This is a genomic window from Agrobacterium sp. CFBP2214 (assembly GCF_030209895.1).
GTDB classification, from domain to species: Bacteria; Pseudomonadota; Alphaproteobacteria; order Rhizobiales; family Rhizobiaceae; genus Agrobacterium; species Agrobacterium radiobacter.
The window spans coordinates 672,745-691,347 of sequence record NZ_JARVRC010000003.1 but is presented as its reverse complement, the minus strand read 5'-3'; the positions used below and the strand labels follow the sequence as shown (position 1 = coordinate 691,347).

At 58.5% G+C, this 18,603-nt stretch carries 16 protein-coding genes and 1 tRNA gene; 10 read left to right on the top strand and 7 right to left on the bottom strand.

Annotation, left to right across the window (positions count from 1 at the left end):
- The first annotated feature begins 138 nt into the window (after window positions 1-138).
- Window positions 139-1,536 carry an MATE family efflux transporter gene (locus tag QRN60_RS10710; protein WP_020808732.1) on the top strand — a complete coding sequence of 466 codons (1,398 nt, stop codon included), beginning with the start codon at window positions 139-141 and terminating at the stop codon, window positions 1,534-1,536.
- A gap of 37 nt (window positions 1,537-1,573) precedes the next feature.
- Here the strand turns inward: QRN60_RS10710 and carA are convergent, their stop codons facing one another.
- Window positions 1,574-2,779 carry a glutamine-hydrolyzing carbamoyl-phosphate synthase small subunit gene (gene carA / locus QRN60_RS10705; RefSeq protein WP_004430447.1) on the bottom strand — a complete coding sequence of 402 codons (1,206 nt, stop codon included), beginning with the start codon at window positions 2,777-2,779 and terminating at the stop codon, window positions 1,574-1,576.
- A 335-nt stretch (window positions 2,780-3,114) separates the two neighbouring features.
- Between carA and QRN60_RS10700 the strand changes: the two genes are divergently transcribed.
- Together QRN60_RS10700 and QRN60_RS10695 are read left to right on the top strand one after the other, a co-directional pair.
- Window positions 3,115-3,567, top strand: coding sequence for a GatB/YqeY domain-containing protein (locus tag QRN60_RS10700; protein ID WP_004430448.1), 453 nt, complete (start codon window positions 3,115-3,117; stop codon window positions 3,565-3,567).
- 250 nt (window positions 3,568-3,817) lie between these two features.
- Window positions 3,818-4,327, top strand: coding sequence for a GNAT family N-acetyltransferase (locus QRN60_RS10695; protein ID WP_129564912.1), 510 nt, complete (start codon window positions 3,818-3,820; stop codon window positions 4,325-4,327).
- A 360-nt stretch (window positions 4,328-4,687) separates the two neighbouring features.
- Here the strand turns inward: QRN60_RS10695 and QRN60_RS10690 are convergent, their stop codons facing one another.
- Window positions 4,688-5,017: a BrnA antitoxin family protein gene (locus tag QRN60_RS10690; RefSeq protein WP_060725127.1), complete on the bottom strand. Its 330-nt coding sequence runs from the start codon at window positions 5,015-5,017 to the stop codon at window positions 4,688-4,690.
- Window positions 4,980-5,261, bottom strand: a complete 282-nt coding sequence (locus tag QRN60_RS10685; RefSeq protein ID WP_129564911.1) for a BrnT family toxin — start codon at window positions 5,259-5,261, stop codon at window positions 4,980-4,982. The genes QRN60_RS10690 and QRN60_RS10685 overlap by 38 nt, the downstream gene beginning before the upstream one ends.
- Window positions 5,262-5,459: 198 nt before the next feature.
- Here QRN60_RS10685 and dnaG point away from each other — a divergent pair, with 198 nt between their 5' ends.
- From dnaG to QRN60_RS10670, 3 genes are all read left to right on the top strand, one after another.
- On the top strand, window positions 5,460-7,445 hold the full coding sequence (gene dnaG / locus QRN60_RS10680; protein WP_129564910.1) for a DNA primase: 1,986 nt from the start codon (window positions 5,460-5,462) through the stop codon (window positions 7,443-7,445).
- Window positions 7,446-7,838: 393 nt separating this feature from the next.
- Window positions 7,839-9,893, top strand: a complete 2,055-nt coding sequence (gene rpoD / locus QRN60_RS10675) for an RNA polymerase sigma factor RpoD (RefSeq protein WP_003494761.1) — start codon at window positions 7,839-7,841, stop codon at window positions 9,891-9,893.
- A gap of 195 nt (window positions 9,894-10,088) precedes the next feature.
- Window positions 10,089-11,006, top strand: a complete 918-nt coding sequence (locus tag QRN60_RS10670) for a DUF930 domain-containing protein (RefSeq protein WP_060725258.1) — start codon at window positions 10,089-10,091, stop codon at window positions 11,004-11,006.
- A 282-nt stretch (window positions 11,007-11,288) separates the two neighbouring features.
- Here QRN60_RS10670 and QRN60_RS10665 read toward each other — a convergent pair whose 3' ends face one another.
- Window positions 11,289-13,841: an HWE histidine kinase domain-containing protein gene (locus tag QRN60_RS10665; RefSeq protein ID WP_129564909.1), complete on the bottom strand. Its 2,553-nt coding sequence runs from the start codon at window positions 13,839-13,841 to the stop codon at window positions 11,289-11,291.
- A gap of 253 nt (window positions 13,842-14,094) precedes the next feature.
- On the opposite strand from QRN60_RS10665, the gene QRN60_RS10660 reads away from it, so the two are divergent.
- Both QRN60_RS10660 and QRN60_RS10655 read left to right on the top strand, forming a co-directional pair.
- Window positions 14,095-14,517 (top strand): secondary thiamine-phosphate synthase enzyme YjbQ, encoded by a 423-nt coding sequence (locus QRN60_RS10660; protein WP_004430462.1) that lies wholly within the window; start codon window positions 14,095-14,097, stop codon window positions 14,515-14,517.
- 152 nt (window positions 14,518-14,669) lie between these two features.
- Window positions 14,670-15,005: a hypothetical protein gene (locus QRN60_RS10655; RefSeq protein WP_004430463.1), complete on the top strand. Its 336-nt coding sequence runs from the start codon at window positions 14,670-14,672 to the stop codon at window positions 15,003-15,005.
- 168 nt (window positions 15,006-15,173) lie between these two features.
- On the opposite strand, the gene QRN60_RS10650 is transcribed toward QRN60_RS10655, so the two are convergent.
- A complete protein-coding gene (locus QRN60_RS10650; RefSeq protein WP_004430464.1) occupies window positions 15,174-15,917 on the bottom strand; it encodes an SIMPL domain-containing protein in 744 nt (247 codons plus the stop codon).
- A 177-nt stretch (window positions 15,918-16,094) separates the two neighbouring features.
- Here QRN60_RS10650 and QRN60_RS10645 point away from each other — a divergent pair.
- A tRNA-Ile gene (locus QRN60_RS10645) sits at window positions 16,095-16,170 on the top strand.
- A 159-nt stretch (window positions 16,171-16,329) separates the two neighbouring features.
- On the opposite strand, the gene QRN60_RS10640 is transcribed toward QRN60_RS10645, so the two are convergent.
- A complete protein-coding gene (locus QRN60_RS10640) occupies window positions 16,330-16,701 on the bottom strand; it encodes a hypothetical protein (RefSeq protein ID WP_112278315.1) in 372 nt (123 codons plus the stop codon).
- A gap of 211 nt (window positions 16,702-16,912) precedes the next feature.
- The gene (locus QRN60_RS10635; RefSeq protein ID WP_004430633.1) at window positions 16,913-17,545 is read right to left on the bottom strand and encodes an outer membrane protein; all 633 of its coding nucleotides are present in this window, start codon (window positions 17,543-17,545) and stop codon (window positions 16,913-16,915) included.
- 443 nt (window positions 17,546-17,988) lie between these two features.
- Between QRN60_RS10635 and QRN60_RS10630 the strand changes: the two genes are divergently transcribed.
- Window positions 17,989-18,441, top strand: a complete 453-nt coding sequence (locus QRN60_RS10630) for a hypothetical protein (protein WP_080866314.1) — start codon at window positions 17,989-17,991, stop codon at window positions 18,439-18,441.
- Window positions 18,442-18,603: the final 162 nt, after the last annotated feature.

Genomic DNA, 18,603 nt, shown 5'->3' with positions numbered 1-18,603 from the left:
CGGCGCGCCAGATTGCCGTTTTGCGTAAATTTTGATCATCGTTCTGCAAAGGTTGCGTGCAGGAAGGGAATATTTTATTCATCACCATGCTGCCGTTGCGCAATTCGCGGGCAACGGCCAAGGTTCAGGTGAATTACAATGTCTTCGTCGGTTGTTGCAGGAACCGTTCCGTCCGGATCGGGGTCGTGGTTTTCGCATTTCAAGGCTACGCTTGTGCTGGGAATTCCGCTCATCGGCGCTCAGCTCGCGCAGCTTGGCATCCACACCACTGACATGATCATCGTCGGCCAGCTTGGCGCCGAAAAACTGGCGGCCATGGTGCTGGCCGGGCAGTTCTTCTTTGTCGTCTTCATTTTCGGCTCTGGTTTTTCCGTCGCCGTGGTGCCGATGGTGGCGCAGGCCTACGGGCAGGGTGATGCGACGGCGGCCCGTCGCTCACTTCGCATGGGCATGTGGGTGGCGATCGCCTACTGGCTGCTTGCCCTGCCGATCTTCTTTAATGCGGAGCGCATTCTCGTTTCGCTCGGGCAGAACCCCAATGTTGCGGCGCTGACCGGGCATTATCTCGCCATCGCCAAGTTCGGCCTCCTGCCGGCACTGTTGTTTTACGTGCTGCGCAGTCTCGTCAGCGCCATCGGGCGTGCGGGCATCATTCTTTATGTCACCATCATCATGCTCGTGATGAACGGCGTGCTGGCCTATATGCTGGTATTCGGCCATTTCGGATTGCCGGCGATGGGCATGAACGGCGCGGCCGTCGTTGCCGTCATCGTCAATGCCTTCAGCTTCATTTTCATCGTCGCCTATGTGCAGACGCGCGAGGAAACGAGGAAATACGAGCTGTTCGTGCGCTTCTGGCGGCCGGACTGGCACGCGCTTTTTGAAGTGCTGCGGCTTGGTCTGCCGATCAGCATCACCATTCTCGCCGAAGTGACGCTGTTTGCCGCCGCCTCGATCCTGATGGGGCAAATCGGCACCGTGCAGCTTGCGGCGCATGGCATCGCCTTGCAGCTTGCTTCCATCGCCTTCATGATCCCGCTCGGCCTGTCGCAGGCGGCGACCGTGCGGGTGGGCATCGCCCGCGGTCAGGGCGATTTCAAGAATCTCATCCGCGCCGCCATCATGATTTATGCGATCGCCTGCGGTATTGCGATTTGCGGTGGCATCCTGTTTGCGGCCGTGCCGGAATTTCTGGCGAAGTGGTTCCTGGATGCGAAATTGCCCGAGGCGGCGGAAGTGCTTGCCTATGCCAGCAGCCTCGTGGTGATCGCCGGTATATTCCAGCTGGTCGACGGCATTCAGGCTGTGACGGCAGGTCTGCTGCGCGGATTGAAGGATGCGCGCATTCCGGCGATGCTGGCGCTGATTTCCTATTGGCCGATCGGGTTGGCGCTTGCCTGGATCATGGCTTTTCCGCTCGGCTTTGGCGGACGCGGCGTCTGGTTCGGTTTCGTGATCGGCCTTTCAACGGCGGCCGTTTTGCTCACCATTCGCTTCGTGCTTCTGGTGAAGCGTGAAATGCAAACGGCCCGCTGAAAGCGGGCCGCATAATCTTTCCTGATCTCCGGAGGTATCAGCGCTCGGCGAGCGCTGCCTCACCCTTGTTCTCGCGCAGCAGGTTGACGAAGCGGCGGAAGAGGTAATGGCTGTCCTGCGGGCCGGGCGATGCTTCCGGATGGTGCTGGACGGAAAAGACCGGCTTGCCGACGATGCGCAGGCCGCAATTGGTGCCGTCGAACAGCGAGATATGGGTCTCTTCGACGCCTTCGGGCAGCGACTTGGTATCGACCGCAAAGCCGTGGTTCATGGAGACGATTTCCACTTTGCCTGTCGTGAAGTCCTTGACCGGATGGTTCGCGCCGTGGTGGCCCTGATGCATCTTTTCGGTCTTGGCGCCGACGGCGAGGCCGAGCATCTGGTGACCAAGGCAGATGCCGAAGATCGGCAGATCGCTTTTGATGAGGTTCTGGATAACAGGCACGGCATATTCGCCCGTCGCGGCCGGGTCTCCCGGGCCGTTGGACAGGAACACGCCATCCGGCTTCAGCGCCAGGATGTCTTCGGCCGAAGTCTGGGCAGGAACGACGGTGACCTTGCAATCCAGACCGGCAAAGAGGCGCAGGATGTTGCGCTTGACGCCGAAATCGACGCAGACGACGTGATACTTGGCATCGGCTTCACCGAGCGTGCCGTAACCCTTGTTCCAGACCCAGGGGGTTTCAGTCCAGGTAGAGGACTGGCCCGAGGTCGCTTCGATGGCGAGATCGAGACCAACGAGGCCGCTCCACGCCTTGGCTTCCGCCTTCAGCGCTTCGATATCGAAGACGCCGTTCGGGTCATGGGCGATGACCGCGTTCGGCGCGCCGTTTTCGCGAATCCATGCCGTCAGCGCGCGCGTGTCGATGCCGCAAAGGCCGATGACGCCGCGGGCCTTCAGCCAGGCATCCAGATGCTTGGCGGCGCGGAAGTTCGAGGGATCGGTGATGTCGGCCTTGAAGATGACGCCGACAGCGCCGCGGCGGGCGGCAGGCGTCAGGTCTTCAATGTCTTCCTCATTGGTGCCGACATTGCCGATATGCGGGAAGGTGAAGGTGACGATCTGGCCGAGATAGGAAGGGTCGGTGAGGATTTCCTCGTAACCCGTGAGCGCCGTGTTGAAGCAGACTTCGGCCTGAACCTTGCCGGTTGCGCCGATGCCTGTTCCCTCGATCACTGTGCCATCGGCAAGAACAAGCATTGCGGTCGGTTTGCGGGTAGTCCAGGGCGCTGTCTCGGTCATCTCGTTCCGTTTCTGCCGCTTCGCACCCCGCCTCTTGAAAGGCAGGGGGTAAGGGGCCATTTTTGTCGCAGGCTTCGTGACATAAAGGGGCGCGCGATAAAGCTCGCGTTCCGACCCTTCGTTAAAATCTCGTGCAGGTGCCGGAAAATAACGAAAGCAGCCCAAGCGGTCAACCGCAGGTCCAAGATTTACGCGGATTTAAGCTGTCGTAGATTCAAGGGCTTATGCAATTGATTTGCTTGAGCGTGTTTGCTCGTTTATGTCGTTGCGAAAAATAAGGCGGAAAGTTTGCCGATCAGGAAGCTGCGGAACGGGCTTTCCCAAGGAGAAGAAAAATGCTGCGCGACGTGTTCGCTAATACTTTGAAAGATGCACTGAAGGCTCGTGACGCCCGACGTACATCGACCGTGCGTCTCATCCAGACGGCCATCAAGGATCGCGATATCGCCAATCGCGGCGTGGGCAAGGACCCCGTCAGCGATGAAGATATCATGCAGATCCTGACCAAGATGGTAAAGCAGCGGGAAGAATCCGCCACCATCTACGAAGGTGCCGGCCGTCCCGAGCTTGCCGCTCAGGAGCGCGAGGAAATCGTCATCATCAAGGAATTCATGCCGGAAGAAATCCCGGCCGAGAAGGTGCGCGAACTCTGCCAGGCCGTCATCACGGAGACCGGCGCTTCCGGCCTGCGCGACATGGGCAAGTGCATGAATGCGCTGAAAGAGCGTTATCCGGGCCAGATCGACTTCGCGAAGGCCTCCGGTGTTGTGAAGGATTTGTTGAAGTAGGTTTTGCCGATTCAGAAAAACCAAAAGCAGGGCAGCCTTGGCTGCCCTGCTTTTTTTGTCGACGAAGTTCCACTCCGATGGACCGAAGTGTTGTCATGCGCAGGTATCAAGGGCGGCGTAAAAGCCCGCTCGGCTGCGGCATAAAAATCGGGCAGTCCGGGTAAAACAAAAGGGGCGATCGCAATTGCCCATTTGTTTTGTCACATCCAAAGGCTTGTTCGCCGGCGGGACATTAACAACGGAGTAGCTTGTGAATTTCAGTCTCGATGCAGCATCGGTAGCCGATATATCTGCTCTTCAAAATATGATGCAATTATATACGCATGACTTCTCCGAATTTTGGGCGGGGACGTCGCGAGGAGAGCTTGGCCAAAATGGCAGATTTCCCGATTATCCGCTCGAACCGTATTTTGAGCGCCCCCGGTGGTCAGCTTTCCTGTTCAATGCAGACCATAGGCCTGTTGGATCTGCACTCATAAATGATGAGAGCCACTCGACGTTACCGACCGAATATTCCGTCGGAGAGTTTTTCATCGTGCGGAAGTATCGTGGACAGGGGCTTGGTCTGATTGCGGCGCAGAGACTCTTTCAGCAGCATCCGGGAGCCTGGGAAGTTGCCGTCGCCAGAAAAAACACCAAGGCGCTGAGATTCTGGCAAGGAGCGATCTGCAAATGTGCCTCTGCGGGCAGCGTTTCCGAGCTGGACTGGGACCGCCCCGAATGGAATGGTGCCATCATCCGGTTTCATGTCTCCGCATAGGAAGGCGTCTGAAGCTGCTTTTTAAAGAGGCGATGGCGAATGCAGCCCACTCTACGGTAGCACCGTGTCTCGCCAGAGCAGAAGTATAGCAAAAAGTAAAGGCAGGGCAGATGTGGGCTGCCCTGCCTTTTTTCTGTCGACGAAAACGCATTCCGGCGGATCAGAATGCTCTCAAGCGCAGGCTTTTTTCGGGGGACGTGCCTGCGGGCGTCGGCAGATTTCTGCGAAAATTCATCGCTCTGTCTGTAAGTATGTTTTTACATCGCCGCTGCGTGGCACTCAAATTACAAAAACATAATTTTTGGTGATGTTGCGGCGCCACAAATTTGCCCGAAGCAGGCGCAAAGGGCATTGCCACGCTTAGCCCTGCCGCTTTTTCTGCTCATGCACATAGTGGCGCAGGACGGCATTCATGCGGGTCTGATAACCTTTCCCGGTGGCCTTGAAGAAATCCACGACATCCTGATCGACGCGAATGGAAATTGACTGTTTGGGAGTAGGGAAAACCACTTCGGCCTTCGACCAGTCGATATCCTCAAAGCCGGCCCAATCTGGATCGTCGCGTGTGGCGCGGTCGATATCCTCGTCGGTCAGGGCATCGACGCGTTTCCAGTCCGTTCGGTCGTCGCCCTTGGCGATCTTCTTTTGGATTTCATCCAGGGAATAGCTGACAGTACGTTCTTCGCTCATTTTGTCTCGCCGCTCTTGCCGATATTATCCGGCACACGTCTCCACGCATCGTATACACAATTGCGATCAATGTGTCCGTTTCCGGACATATGGCCAGAACCCGGCTCTCTCCGTTTTGGTCAGATCTCTTTTCCAGATGGGGCATCGACAGAACTTTTGCCGCTCTCAGAAAGTCGATCCCGTGTTTCTCGATATTGATCAACCGCTTGTTTTCATCCCATTCAAAGGAGATGAAATCCTTCATCACGATTTCCATGCGCTACCTACAACTGATGTCAGTTCATAGGCACTCATGCGCCGAGTATGTATATACACTCGTATATTCTTCTGTATATACACCAATGTCAATGCCGCCTGTGAATAGTGGGTATTGTTTGTCTCTCCATTTTGTATTGCCGCTGTTATGCGCTTATATGAAAGACTGGCCTCGAACAGGTAACCCATGCGTTTTTCCAATTCTTTCCTCGATGAGATACGCGACCGCGTGCACATCTCCGATGTGATCGGCCGACGTGTGTCCTGGGACAAGAAGAAGACCAACACGTCGCGTGGGGATTATTGGGCCTGCTGCCCGTTCCATGGCGAGAAAAGCCCGAGCTTTCACTGCGAGGACCGTAAGGGCCGCTACCATTGCTTTGGCTGTGGTGTTTCGGGCGACCATTTCCGTTTTTTGACGGAGCTTGAGGGCTTAAGTTTCCCGGAGGCCGTGCAGCAGATCGCTGATATGGCAGGCATTTCAATGCCGCAGCCCGATCCGCAGGCGGAAAAGCGCGAGCGCGAGCGGACCTCGCTGCAGGACGTCATGGAAATGGCGACGCTGTTCTTTCAGGACCAGTTGCAGACGGCGCTTGGCGCGCGGGCGCGGGCTTACCTGCGCGATCGCGGGTTGACCGGGCGCACCATCGAGACGTTCCGGCTGGGTTATGCGCCTGATAGCCGTAATGCGCTGAAGGAGCACCTGGCAAGCAAGGGCGTGTCGAAGGAGCAGATGGAAGCCTGCGGACTGGTGGTGCATGAAAACGTGCCGGTCTCCTATGACCGGTTTCGCGACCGCATCATGTTCCCGATCCTGTCCTCGCGGGAAAAGGTGATCGCTTTCGGCGGTCGCGCGATGGCTTCGGATGCGGTGGCGAAATATCTGAACTCCAACGAGACCGAGCTCTTTCACAAGGGCAATGTCCTCTACAATTTTGCCCGCGCCCGCCGCGCGTCGCAGGCGGCAGGCGGTTCTGTCATTGCCGTCGAAGGTTATATGGACGTCATCGCGCTTTATCAGGCGGGTGTCGAAAATGCCGTCGCGCCGCTCGGCACGGCGCTGACGGAAAGCCAGCTCGATCTCCTCTGGAAGATGTCGCCGCAGCCTGTTCTCTGCTTCGATGGCGATGGCGCCGGCATTCGCGCCGCCAACCGTGCAGCCGATCTCGCCTTGCCGCATATCAAGCCGGATCGGTCGGTCAGCTTTGCGCTGCTGCCCGATGGCAAGGATCCGGACGATCTCGTGCGGCTGGAGGGGCGCGCGCCGTTCGACCGGGTGCTTTCGGAAGCCAAGCCGCTTGCCGCGATGATCTGGAGCCGGGAGACCTCGGGCGTCACGTTCGATACGCCTGAAAAACGGGCGCAGCTTGAAAGCCGTCTGCGCCAGATCGTTGCCGTGATTGCCGACGAGACGGTGCGCCGCTTTTACCAGCAGGATATGCGCGACAGGCTGAATGGCTTTTTCCAGCCCCGTTTTCAGTCTGGCGGCTCGCAGGGCGGGAATTTCCGCCGCGAAGGCGGTCAGGGCACTGGTCGCGGTTTCCAGCGCAATGCGCCGGGGCGGAGCGGGGCGATGGCCGCACCGGCCAGCAGCATTTCCGACCGGCTGACGCAATCCGGTCTTGTCAGGGGGCATCAGACCAAGCCGTCTCTCAGGGAAAGCGTTCTCGCCATCACCATCGTCAATCACCCCGAGCTGCTGCTGGAGGAATATGACGAGATCGCTGCTATCGATTACGAGAACCGCGATCTGCAGCGGCTGTGGTCGACGGTGTTGACCTACGCGGCCGAGAGTGCGGCGGATATATCGCGGGCAGGGCTGATCGACCGGTTGTCGCAGCAGGGTTTCGAGCCGCTTTTGAAAACCATGGATCAGCAGGTGCGTAATGCCCGCCTGTGGACGGCGACCGAACAGGCGGCGATGGAGGATGCGCGCGAAGGCTATGTGCAGGCTCTTTCACTGCACAAGAGAACCAAATCCCTGCTCTGGCAGAAACGGGAGCTGGAGCGGGAAATCGCCGAGGCGACCGATGATGAGCGTGGCACGCTTCTGGTGCGGGCGATTGCCGAGGTCCAGCTGGAAATCGGCCGCATGGAAAACCAGGAAGCGATCATCGATGGTTTCGGGGTCATGTCCGGCCGGGTGAAGGGGCCGGCTGTTGGCCATGGCTGATGATGGTCGGCAGAATTGAAAGGTGTTTGGGGTTGCCTTTTGCGGCAAGCGTCCTAAATAGGGGATAGTTTGGTGATAACCCGCAAAATGCGGCTCTTTTTAAGAATTTCCGTGTCTGTCTCGCCCGCAAAGGCTTGACGGGGCGGGAAATAGCGGGAATCACCATTTCAGGAAAAGTAAGGTGGAATGAGCCTTGGCGGATAGAAATTGCATGAGCAAGCATTTCCGGGTGCACTGTCTTTGCATTCTGCCTGAGGCTGCCGTGGTTAATCGGCAATTAAAGATCACTCCGTTAGGTGTCTGACAGTGATTCGCGGCAAACCGCTGGATGCTCAAGGGGCGGACGGCGATGCGGCGGAACAGGTGTTAGCGTCAGGGAAAGCGACGAGATAGATGGCAACCAAAGTCAAAGAAAACGAAGAAGCAGAAAACGAACGCGACGGTGCGACGGACGGCCCGCTTCTCGACCTTTCGGATGACGCGGTCAAGAAAATGATCAAGGCCGCCAAGAAGCGCGGCTATGTGACGATGGACGAGCTGAATTCCGTCCTGCCGTCCGAAGAGGTGACTTCCGAGCAGATCGAAGACACGATGGCGATGCTGTCCGACATGGGCATCAATGTCATCGAGGACGAGGATGCCGAAGAGGCAACCGCGAGCGACGACGACAGCGATTCCGACGGCGAAGAGTCCGAAGGTGGCGAACTCGCTCCCTCCGGCGGCACCGCACTTGCGACCGCGAAGAAGAAAGAACCGACCGACCGTACCGATGACCCGGTGCGCATGTATCTGCGCGAAATGGGTTCCGTCGAGCTTCTGTCGCGCGAGGGCGAAATCGCCATCGCCAAGCGTATCGAGGCTGGCCGCGAAACGATGATTTCGGGCCTTTGCGAAAGCCCGCTGACGTTCCAGGCGCTGATCATCTGGCGCGACGAACTGAATGAGGGCACGACGCTTCTGCGCGAGATCATCGATCTCGAAACGACCTATTCCGGTCCGGAAGCCAAGGCGGCTCCCCAGTTCCAGAGCCCGGAAAAGATCGAGGCTGACCGCAAGGCCGCCGAAGAGAAGGAAAAGACCCGCAAGCTGCGTGCGCCGACCGGTGACGAAGATGTGACTGATGTGGGCGGCGATGGTCTTCCGCCGGAAGAGGAAGAAGAGGACGACGACGAGTCCAATCTTTCGCTTGCCGCGATGGAAGCCGAACTGCGTCCGCAGGTCATGGAAACGCTCGACACCATTGCCGATACCTACAAGAAGCTGCGCAAGCTTCAGGATCAGCAGGTCGAGGCGCGTCTTGCCTGCACCGGCACCCTGTCTTCCGGTCAGGAGCGTCGTTACAAGGAACTGAAGGATCAGCTGATCACGGCCGTCAAGTCGCTGTCGTTGAACCAGAACCGTATCGACAGCCTTGTCGAGCAGCTCTACGACATTTCGAAGCGCCTGATGCAGAACGAAGGCCGTCTGCTGCGCCTTGCCGAATCCTACGGCGTCAAGCGCGACAGCTTCCTCGAGCAGTATCACGGTGCGGAACTCGATCCGAACTGGATGAAGTCGATCGCCAATCTGGCCGCCCGCGGCTGGAAGGAATTTGCCCGCGAGGAAAGCAACACGATCCGGGAAATCCGCCAGGAAATCCAGAACCTCTCCACGGAAACCGGCATTTCCATCGCCGAATTCCGCCGCATCGTTTCGATGGTGCAGAAGGGTGAGCGCGAAGCGCGTATCGCCAAGAAGGAGATGGTCGAGGCCAACCTGCGTCTCGTGATCTCGATTGCGAAGAAATACACTAACCGTGGTCTTCAGTTCCTCGATCTCATTCAGGAAGGCAATATCGGCCTGATGAAGGCGGTCGACAAATTCGAATATCGCCGCGGTTACAAGTTCTCGACCTATGCGACCTGGTGGATCAGGCAGGCGATCACCCGCTCGATCGCCGACCAGGCGCGCACCATCCGTATTCCGGTGCACATGATCGAGACGATCAACAAGATCGTTCGTACCTCGCGCCAGATGCTGCACGAGATCGGCCGCGAGCCGACCCCGGAGGAACTGGCCGAGAAGCTGGCCATGCCGCTTGAGAAGGTGCGCAAGGTTCTCAAGATCGCCAAGGAGCCGATTTCGCTCGAAACCCCCGTGGGTGACGAAGAGGATTCGCATCTCGGTGACTTCATCGAGGACAAGAATGCGCTGCTGCCGATCGACGCCGCCATTCAGGCGAACCTGCGCGAAACGACGACCCGCGTATTGGCCTCGCTGACGCCGCGTGAAGAACGTGTTCTGCGCATGCGCTTCGGCATTGGCATGAACACCGACCATACGCTGGAAGAAGTCGGCCAGCAGTTCTCGGTTACCCGCGAACGTATCCGTCAGATCGAAGCGAAGGCGCTGCGCAAGCTGAAGCATCCGAGCCGCTCCAGAAAGCTCCGCAGCTTCCTCGACAGCTAAGCTTTTGCTTCCTTTAAAATTGAACCCGGTCAGTCACCTCTGGCCGGGTTTTTTGTTTCCCGCACTGGCGAACTCTGCGACAAGCCTTATGTGTGAAAACAGGCATTCCGCTTTTATTGGAAATGCTCCGGTTCGATTTGGTTCGATGAGATGCAACAGGTTTCGGCAGGCAGATGGCGGTGGAAGGGATGGGCTGTGCCCGTCTCCGTTCTCCTGCATCTTGCCGTTGTTGCGATCTTCCTTTTCGAACTGCCCGAGCGGATAGTCGAACCGCAGGAGCCGGAGAGCATCAGCGTCGATCTGGTGCCGCCGCCCGAGGAGAAAAAGGCGGAAGAGGCGCCGCCACCGGGTGAAGAGAAGGCGAAAGAGGAAAAGCCGCAACCTCCGCCACCACCGCCGGCCCCACCGGCGGAAGAGGCAAAACCTTTGCCGCAGCCGCAGGCGACGTTGCCGGCCATCGCCATGAGGCCTGAGGAAATGCAGGCGGATCGCGAGGACAAGCCGGGAAAGGCGGAAGAAGCGGAAAAGACCGAGCCTTCCGAGGAGCCCGCAAGCCAGCCTGAAAAGGCGGCCGAGGAAAAGCCCGCGCCGCCCGCCGCCAACCGCGATCTTCAGGCTTCCGCCGCGCAGGGGGAAATCGCGGTTTCACCTATCAAGGAAGAATCGCAGCCGGATCAGCCGCCAGTGCCGCAGGCAAAGCCGGTTGAGGAAAAGCCTGCGGAGGTGGCGGAAGAGAAGCCCGCGAAACTTCCGGCGGCCAAAAGCTTATTGTCGTCTGCTGTGTTAACTCCAGCGCAGCGACGGCAGATTTTTGGCGATCTACCGCCCCGTCGTCGCATCGTGCAACTTTGTCAGGCGGAAGCATTGGCCCAAATAAGAGAGGTTTATACGGCCACCCGAGGCATGTACGGCTTTTCCGACACCGGTGGACGCATATCCGGCAATCTACTTGACGCTACCGGAGGTGCATTCAACGTCGGCGACGTCTGGCGCGATGTCACGTTTCAATGTGAGGTGGATGTCGAGAATTACGCGGTGACGGCCTTCAGATTTAAAATAGGTGATGTCATTACGGCGGCTGAAGCAAAGAAACGAGGTTTCACGGGGCGGTAGCAGACCATTTGTCCCTCGCGAGGGTAAGTGAAACAAAGGTTCCATTCGTCGATTCCATCCCTTCTCCCTCATTCCTGTGCTTGTCACAGGAATCCAGCCGGCGCGCGTCCGCGCGGCGAAGAACGTCCTTTCAGCCCAAGGACTTGGGCTGGCTGGATCTCTGTGACAAGCACAGAGATGAGGGAGGGAAGTGCGCTGCAAAACGGCCTCCCTATACACCAGCCGGGAAGCATCGTGTCGTACTCCATGTGGCTGCAAGGGGTGCGTGCTTAGAGAGCTACCTCACACCCGCTCCGTATCACCCACCAGTAGCCCAATGCCCGCCATCAGCGCATCCTCATCATAGGGCTTGCGGATAACCGGCACATTGCCGAATTCATCCGGCACCATGCTGCCATCCGCATAGCCGGTGGCGAAGAGGAACGGGACGCCGCGGCGGTGAAGTTCTCTCGCGACCGGGATCGAGGTGTCTGAGCCGAGATTGATGTCGAGAATGGCCACGTCAGGCACATAGCTCTTCAGCTTTTCAATCGCCATTGCCGACGAGGTTGCCGTTTCTATGGTCTTGATGCCGTTATCCTCCAGCATGTTCTCGACATCCATGGCGATCAGCATCTGATCTTCGACGAGTAATACTTTCAACGGCTCCTCCCGGTTATAGCGTCTGGGCTGCGGTGCGGTTTCATCCTCGGTTTGCGCGCTGGAGGCAACCGTCGCCGATGAGACGTGACGGGAGGGCAGGAAAATTTCCGCCTCCAGCCCGTCAGGCAAATAGCGCATCGTGCTGCGCCCGCCGAGATCGTAGGGGATGCTGCGGCTGATGAGCGCCGTGCCGAAACCGGCGCGCGACGGGGTGGGCAGTTTGGTGGGCAGGATTTCGCGCCACCCAATCTCGCAATCGCGGTTTTCGCTGATCTGCCAGCGCACATGCAATTGCCCGCCATTTTGCGAAAGCGCGCCGTATTTGGCGGCATTCGTCGCCAGTTCATGCAGAACCAGCGCCATCACCGAGAAGGCGCGTGAATCGAGCGTGACCTGAGGCCCCTCAAGTTTTACCGTCGTTTCCGGCGAGCGATGGGGCGACAATTCGGCGTCCAGAAGATCGCGAAGCGCGCCGCCGCCTTCACCGCGGATGATCTGGTCATGGGCAAAGGACAGAGCCTGAATGCGGCCCTTCAGCGCGGTGACATATTCCTGCAGGGTCTTGCCCTCCTGCGAGGGATTGCCGACCAGCGATTTGATGATGGCCAGAACATTCTTGACGCGGTGGTTGAGTTCCTCGTTCAGCATGCGCTGGCGTACTTCGGCGCGTTCCCTTTCGCCAGCCATCAGCTCGCTGTGATGGAATGCAACCTCGACCAGCGCAATTCTGGCGGCTTCGGCGATTTCACGATCGGCTTCCGACCAGGGTTGCGCCTGCAGACGCACCGTCTCTTTCCAGATCGCAAAGCTTTTGCGCGGCGTGAGACGATCCCCCATCGGGCCGGTCTCATAGGATTTTTCCGGATTGCCGGCCCAGTTCAGGTTCTGCACGATCTCCTTGCGGAAAAACAGGAGATAGTCGTTCTTTACCTGCGAGAGTGGAATGGCGAGCATTCCGGCCGCGGTGCCGGCGTAGATTTCCGCTTCCGGTATCGCCTGCGACAGCGCATGGGTCGCCCAGACCTTGCCTTCGGAAGCCGAGGCGACGAAACGCGCCAGCCTTGGAATGGCGTCATGCGGCGGCGTTGCGCCATGGCAGTGCCAGTTGTTTCCCACCCACAGGCCAACGCCGTCACACGGCATCAGATCGGCAAAATCCTGGAAACTGTCGATCAGCAGTTCTTCAATATTGGCGTGATGCGCGGCAAGCCGCAGGAAACGGTCGAGCGCGGCATGGGCGTGGTTGACGGTATCGAGCCTGCGCTTCTGTTTCAGGACCTGCAGATGCATGGAGAAAAATTCCCCGAACATTTCCGCGGCGATCCGGACCGGCATGGTCAGCACGCGCGGGGAATAGTGATGACAGGCGATGAGGCCCCACAGGCCCCCGTCGACAATCACCGAAATGGACATGGAAGCGCCGACACCCATGTTGCGGAGATATTCGCAATGGATGGGCGAGACGCTGCGCAGATGCGCGAAGGACAGATCGAGCGGCTCGCCGGATGCATCGACGGCCGGCAGGACGGGAACGCGGGCGCCGCTGGCATCGGAGATAATGCGAAGCGTGTTCTTGAGATAGAGCGCACGGGCCTGCTGCGGGATGTCGCTGGCGGGGAAATATTGCCCGAGAAAGCTTTCCAGTTCCGGCTGCTTCGCCTCCGACACGACCTTGCCGGCGCCATCTTCCTCGAAACGGTAGATCATCACCCGGTCGTAACCGAGCGTCGCCTTTACCAGCCGCGTCGTTCTGGAAATCAGGCTTTCGACGCTGTCCGCCTCGCGGATGCGGTCCACCATCTTGCGCGCCGTGCCGAGCGGCTGCGTTTCGCTGCCGGAGGGCTCGAATTCGATGATCGTGGTGGACTTGTAGCGGTGAAGCGAAATATCGAAGCTGCGACCGTCGCTCATTTCCATGGCCGGCAGCATGGCGGGACGCGTGGTTCTGCCGGTGACGGTCAGCGCATTGCGAAGATCGTGGACGAGTTTTTTGCCGAGCACGTCCTCGGCGGTTTTGCCATTGATATCGCCGTCAATGCCCAGCAGTTCGCGGCAGTTTTCGGAATGCCGCACCACCATGCGCATGGCGTTATCGCAGGCGATGAGACAGCCATGCGGTTGAATATAGCCTGGGATGTGGATGGGTTCGCGGTCGCAATTGGTCAGGTCGACTTGATAGTCACTGGGTGCCATGAATCAGTCTTTCGCACCCTGTGTCTGTCTGTGCCGAAGATAATCTGGTTGTCGTGAGATGGGAAAGCCTGAATAGTCCATTCTGATAGTGCCAACCCTTCCCCGATTTTTGCAACTGTGACGCCGGTTTTCCGTTGTGCTTTTATGAGCCGCCGTCATGCGATTGTCGTATCCGTGGTGTCATCGGATACAATTTGACATGTTGCAACGTTGGCAGCGTCGATTTTGTTCCAAATTATTTGAAGGAAAAATTGTGCCGCAGAAGAAGATGATCGTCCCCACCCATGGACAGGGCCTTTACGAGTTCACATCCGAGGCCAGGGCATTCGTCAATCATGCCGGGGTGGAGGAAGGCCTGCTGACAATCTTCGTTAGGCACACATCCTGCTCGCTGCTCATTCAGGAAAATGCCGATCCCGATGTGCGGCGTGATCTCACGGTGTTTTTCTCCCGGCTCGTGCCGCCTTCCGATGATCCTTCCATGCGATGGATCATCCACACCCTTGAAGGCTCCGACGATATGCCCGCCCATATCAAATCGGCGCTGACCACGGTTTCCATCGGTGTGCCGATCAGCGACGGCAGGCTTGTGCTCGGCACCTGGCAGGGCCTTTATCTTTTCGAACATCGCGACCAGCCGCATCGGCGGGAAATCGTGCTGCATATCTCGCCGTGATGTCTGGATCCGGATTGATGTATTGCGCGTTAACCTCTCTGAACGCCTGCTGAACATTCGGTTCTGCTGATATTCAGACGGGCGGGTCTAGGGTCTCGTCAATCGCCGGGGGATGTTCCCCTGTCGGCAAAGAAACAAACGGAGTGAAGTTCATGTTCAGCACCTTTGCAAAAGCCGGCCTGGCTACCCTCATAGCCCTCGGTGGAATTTCCTTTACGGCGCCAGCGGCTTCCGCAGGCTCGGATGTCCAGTTCAGAGTTCAGGTTCAGGACGGCTATGGTCATCGTCCCGGCTGGGGCCGTCCGGACCGCCCGCGCCGCGGCTGCTCGGTTTCGCTTGCGGAAGAAAAGGCAAGCCGCATGGGTCTTCGCCGTGCCCGCGTGGTTGATGTATCGCCGCGCCGTGTCGTGGTGGCAGGCTTTGACCGTCGCGGCCGTGATCGTATCGTTTTCGCCAATGAGCGCGGTTGCCCGGTGATCCGGCGCTAACAGCGGCCAGTCTTATCGATCTGCTGATATCCCCGTCGGGCAGAACGATTAAAAAATGCCCCTCGCTTGTCCGGAAAGGCAGGCGAGGGGCATTTCGTTTTGCATCATGCCAATGGCTGAATTCAGGATGGGGGAAGAGCGGCACAGGAGTGCCGCCCGCCGCCGATCTTACTGCTCGAGAGCGAAGGTGACGTTGACCACCACGCTGTAGCTGTTCTCACCCGACGCGATCGGCACGCTGTCGGCTTCCTTCATCATCGAAGCACGCATCACGCCCGCCGGTACCGGCATCGGGCGCTGCGAGTTTTCGCTGATCTGAATGACACGGCCAAGCTTCACGCCCGCCGCTTCCGTCAGCGTCTTCGCCTTGGCCAGCGCATCGGCGACGGCCTGCTTGCGGGCCTCGGTCACCGTCGCTTCGGGCTTGTCATTGGTGAAGGTGATGTCGCCGCCCTGGTTGATGCCGAGCTTGACGGAGGTATCGAGGATCGTGCCGAGCTTCTTCAGGTCGCGCACCCGCACGGTCAGGCCGTTGGATACCTGATAGCCGGTGATCTCGGGCGCAACATAGACGCCGTCCTTAGGCTCATAGTGCTTGTAGAGCGGCTGCACGGAGAAATTGCTGGTCTGCAGGTCGCGGTCTTCAATGGCGGCCTCTTTCAGCGCTTTCAGAACGTCGGCGAGCGCCTTGGAATTTTCGGTAAGAGCCGCAGCCGCAGTCTCCGCCTGCTTGACGACGCTGAAGGACAGGATCGCCATATCAGGGGCAATGGCCGCCTGGCCTTCACCGGAAACACTGATGGTGGCTTCGCGCGGGGAAGCCTCCTGCGCAGACACCTGGGCGGCAAGCGGCATCATGGCAGCTGCGGTCATTGCGGTGAGTGCGAAAAGGCGGGCCGTTTTTGTCTTCATGGTGTTTCCTCGTTGATTGAGTCCCTTTGAAGGGTATTGCCTTAGATTGTGTAGCTAATACGGCGGCGCTGTTTTGGGAAAGCATCAATGGCTTGTCGGGCTCAAAAAATTACGTTAGAGCGTGACCACCGGATTCGAACCATTGCGAAGCCGGTGTTTCGGATCGGTTTTCCGAAAGGGCCTGTAGCTCAATGGTTAGAGCCGGCGGCTCATAACCGCTTGGTTGGGAGTTCGAGTCTCTCCGGGCCCACCATTTTTCTCATATTTTAGACAAAATAGCGAGATTCCAGGCAGCGGATCCCTATTTCCATCGATCATTGCCCTCTTCTGGATTTTTTGTTCCATCCAACAAAAAATCCGACCAGCCGGTTAGGCTGATCGGATCATCAAGATTAAATTTTCGGCTATCGGGTCAGTTACAAACCCGCATACTCTCCGTATGCCAGCCGCCATCATAAGAATTGGGAATGCGGCGGTCTTCGAACCAGCAGCGCGGCGGGGGCGGCGGTGGCGGTTCGTAGTAGCGGGGGCCGCCGTTGCCGTTGGCGATGGCGCCGCCGATCAGGCCGCCGATGACGCCTGCGGCGAGGCCGCCGGCAATCGCTGCGCCATCATTGTGGCGGCGATGTTCGCGGTAGGGCGGCGGGGGTGGGCCGCCACGGTCATAACCCCGGTCGTAGCGCGGGCGATAGGGATAGTCCTGCGCGGCAGCGGTGCCATAGGATGCAAAAATGCTGCCGGTGGCGACCAGCGCGGCAATAGTGGAAAGAATTATCTTTTTCATCGGGGGCTACTCCATAAGCCTGCTTCGGGAGATAGAGGCTCATTATGCCCGGATGATGGCACGGGACGGGTGAACGGCCTGTGAATATCTCATTTTTAAGCGGTTCATATTTTCCTGATTTCCGACTGCAGGATCGCGGAAGATGCACGCTTTCCGCAATAAAAAAGCCCGGCGGACGGCCGGGCTTCTTGTCGAAATCCTTCGGTCGCGATCAGAACTTCACGCCGAGACCCACTTTAACCGTGTGCTGGTCGACATCGGTGTTGATACCGAAGATGTCCTTGTCGCTATAGTCGTTGTATCGATATTCCAGCCTGCCGAACACGTTGTCGGTGAAGGCATAGTCCAGACCCGCGCCGACGGTATAGCCGTTGAACGTGGTGCTGTCCTTGCCGGCTCCGGGCGTTTCGATGAAGCCGCGTGTCGCGGTCCAGCCAGCGGTGGCATAGAGCAGGGCGTGGTCGAAGGCATAGCCGACGCGGCCGCGAACGGAACCCTGCCAGTCGGTACCGATCTGCACGCCGGCATAGTCATTGTCGTTCCAGTTATAATCGACATCACCTTCGATGCCGAGCACCAGATTATTGTCGAACTGGTAATTGTAACCAACGAAGGCGCCGAGAATGCCGCCATCGAAATTATCCGAGGCGACCGGGCCGCCGGCCGAAAAATCGCCATTTGCCCAGCCCGCGCCGCCTTGAATACCAAGATAGGGGCCAGACCAGGTGAAGACCGGCAGGGTTTCCTGCGCGACCGGAGGTGCGGGCGTTTCGTAGACGGCATCCGCGGCCATTGCGGTGCTGGCCGACAGGGCCAGGAGTGACGTTACGATCAGCGTTTTCATCGTTTTTCTCCCTGAGCTGACTGACATCCATAGCATAGATTAGCTGCTTTTAATATGGGGCGGGGTTCGGCGGTTCCAAGAGGCGCTCGTGTCCTCCCGGCCTTGCTGCCGCCTTTGCCCCGGTTCGCGGCGTTTTATCGCCCCGCCATGCTGTTCTGATGCTGCGAACGCCTTCAGCCGCGTTTGGTTCCCTTTGGTGTTTCGTCAAAGGTTCGGAAAAGTGGTGGGCGGGTGTCACGCTTGGTTGTCTTGACAGCGGGGGACGCGACCATAGAGTTGTGGTTGACCACGGCGGGCCGGTGCTTTGCGCTGCGCCAGAAGCGGCATAAGCTGCGGCTGAGAGTACACCGTCGCGACCTCCCGGTGAGGAGGATCGTTGCGGGCGGAAAGGGCATGGGAGGATGAGTTCACATGAGGCTTTATTTTAGCGGAGGAGGGACGACGTGATTGTCGGAGCCGTTCTCAGCGCCATTCTTCTCCTCACCCTCATTGCGTTTCCGCGGCATCTCAAATCCGTTGTCATCTGCCTGTTGCTGATCTGGACGACCACCGCCGCCTTTGTGATTTATGACTGGCGACGCGGCAACCAGCGGCTCGACCATATCGTCGCGACCGCCGGCTTCGACGCGGCCTGCCCGGATGCGGCATTGCCAATCCGCCTCAGCTTCCGCAACGACAACAATGTCGCGGTGCAGCGGCTGACCTATACGCTCGAAGGGTTCGAACCGGCCTTCCGCGCCTCGGTCACCTTCGATCCCTATCAGGTGAGCGAAAGACGGATCGAGGCCGGGGAGACGTTCGCGGCCTGCCGGTCCTTCCGGCTGCGCAACAATGAAAGGGTAGAGCCGCAACGTCTGGAATGGCGCGTTACCGTCATATCCGCAGAATTCGACTGAACGGTTCGACTGCTTCCGGCGATCACGGTATTTTGAGAATTTTCACTCCGGTGAGCGGCCGTCGTAAAACCCTTGCATCACAGTTGCTTCGGGCGGAAAGGTCAACTTCTATCGTCCGCGCCGGAACGGGTCGGGATGGTCGCTGACTTGTTTTCGTCCATT

Excerpts from the sequence above, each read along its gene's own strand:
- QRN60_RS10650 (WP_004430464.1), bottom strand. The coding sequence starts at position 15,917 with ATGAAGACAAAAACGGCCCGCCTTTTCGCACTCACCGCAATGACCGCA.
- QRN60_RS10710 (WP_020808732.1), top strand. The coding sequence starts at position 139 with ATGTCTTCGTCGGTTGTTGCAGGAACCGTTCCGTCCGGATCGGGGTCG.
- carA (WP_004430447.1), bottom strand. The coding sequence starts at position 2,779 with ATGACCGAGACAGCGCCCTGGACTACCCGCAAACCGACCGCAATGCTT.
- QRN60_RS10685 (WP_129564911.1), bottom strand. The coding sequence starts at position 5,261 with ATGAAGGATTTCATCTCCTTTGAATGGGATGAAAACAAGCGGTTGATC.
- QRN60_RS10640 (WP_112278315.1), bottom strand. The coding sequence starts at position 16,701 with ATGAAAAAGATAATTCTTTCCACTATTGCCGCGCTGGTCGCCACCGGC.
- QRN60_RS10655 (WP_004430463.1), top strand. The coding sequence starts at position 14,670 with ATGTTCAGCACCTTTGCAAAAGCCGGCCTGGCTACCCTCATAGCCCTC.
- dnaG (WP_129564910.1), top strand. The coding sequence starts at position 5,460 with ATGCGTTTTTCCAATTCTTTCCTCGATGAGATACGCGACCGCGTGCAC.
- QRN60_RS10700 (WP_004430448.1), top strand. The coding sequence starts at position 3,115 with ATGCTGCGCGACGTGTTCGCTAATACTTTGAAAGATGCACTGAAGGCT.
- QRN60_RS10635 (WP_004430633.1), bottom strand. The coding sequence starts at position 17,545 with ATGAAAACGCTGATCGTAACGTCACTCCTGGCCCTGTCGGCCAGCACC.
- QRN60_RS10665 (WP_129564909.1), bottom strand. The coding sequence starts at position 13,841 with ATGGCACCCAGTGACTATCAAGTCGACCTGACCAATTGCGACCGCGAA.
- rpoD (WP_003494761.1), top strand. The coding sequence starts at position 7,839 with ATGGCAACCAAAGTCAAAGAAAACGAAGAAGCAGAAAACGAACGCGAC.
- QRN60_RS10690 (WP_060725127.1), bottom strand. The coding sequence starts at position 5,017 with ATGAGCGAAGAACGTACTGTCAGCTATTCCCTGGATGAAATCCAAAAG.